Origin of the sequence: Caenibacillus caldisaponilyticus (genome assembly GCF_002003465.1) — a bacterium.
Classification (GTDB): Bacteria; Bacillota; Bacilli; order Bacillales; family Sporolactobacillaceae; genus Caenibacillus; species Caenibacillus caldisaponilyticus.
The window spans coordinates 1-1,238 of record NZ_BDDQ01000177.1 but is presented as its reverse complement, the minus strand read 5'-3'; the positions used below and the strand labels follow the sequence as shown (position 1 = coordinate 1,238).

Genomic DNA, 1,238 nt, shown 5'->3' with positions numbered 1-1,238 from the left:
AATCTTGAACGGTCAAATATACGACTTTTTCAGCGGCTTCTAAACTGCTCAAACTGTTCATCGGCTTTAGGCGTTTCCGAATCTCCTTGATCGTTCGTTCGATGGCATTGGTCGTGTAAATCACACTTCGAATACTGCTTGGATAGTCCATAAAGGTGAGAAGGACATCCAACTCATTGGCCCACGATTGGACTTCCCTTGGGTATTTGTGAGACCATTTGGATTGAAACTGTTGAAACATCTCCAATGCGATTTCTTTATTCGGAGAACGATAAATGAGTTTCAGGTCCTCCGCCATTTCGAATTGATCTTTTTTCCGAACACGGCTGAGGGTGTTGCGGACTTTGTGCACGACACAGCGCTGCACATCGGCTTTCGGATAAACCGCCTTAAAGGCTTCCTCCAGCCCCGGAAGGCCATCGAAGACGCCAAGAAGCACTTCCTTGACGCCTCTTTGGTAGAGCTGTTGGAGAATCTCCTGCCATACATAGGCGCTTTCTTGTCCTCCTACGAAGAAATCAAGAATTTCACGATACCCTTCTTCGTTCACCCCCAATACCACATAAATAACTTCTTTCTCTACCGTATCCCGGCGAAGTTTCACGTACAAGCCGTCCAAATATAAGACCGAATAACGCTGGTGTAGTGGACGAGCGTGCCATTTCTCGATGTCTTCCTTCACGACATCGGTAATCCGGCTGATCGTCGTAGGAGAATAGGTGCTTCCTAGAATTCGTTCGATAAACTTGCCAATTTCACGCGTGCTCATGCCACTTTGGTACATCCTAATGATTGCTTCCTCCAGCCAGCCGGTGTGCCGTTGGTAAGGGGCAAACAACTGTGTTTGAAATTCCCCGTTTCGGTCTCTTGGAACCAAAAGACCCTCAATCCGGCCATATTGTGTATCTAGATTTCGCTGATAGTAGCCGTTTCTCATATTCGGCGTTCCAGCCTGTTCGATTTCGAGGAAATTTTTCATTTCTTCCCGCATAATCAGTTCTAATTTTTCTTTTACAAACTGACGAATGGCATTTTCCAGTTGATTTGCCCAGTCGACATTCGGTATACTTCTTTTAGACATAGGTAGGGTACTCCTTTCTCTGGAATGTGTTGTGGTCCAAATCAGAGAATACCCTACCTTTTTTCTTTTGTTCTAGCAAAATGCTTTACACAAAATTTTATACATCATCGCCAAAAACGGCGTCTGTGGATCGGACGGTATAATGGACGCTCTAGGT

The 1,238-nt window shown here is 45.3% G+C and carries 1 protein-coding gene; it reads right to left on the bottom strand.

The window, feature by feature from the left end:
- Positions 1-1,081: IS256 family transposase (locus CCB157_RS17125; protein ID WP_077616965.1), on the bottom strand; the 1,081-nt coding region annotated here is incomplete at its 3' end.
- Positions 1,082-1,238 lie beyond the last annotated feature (157 nt).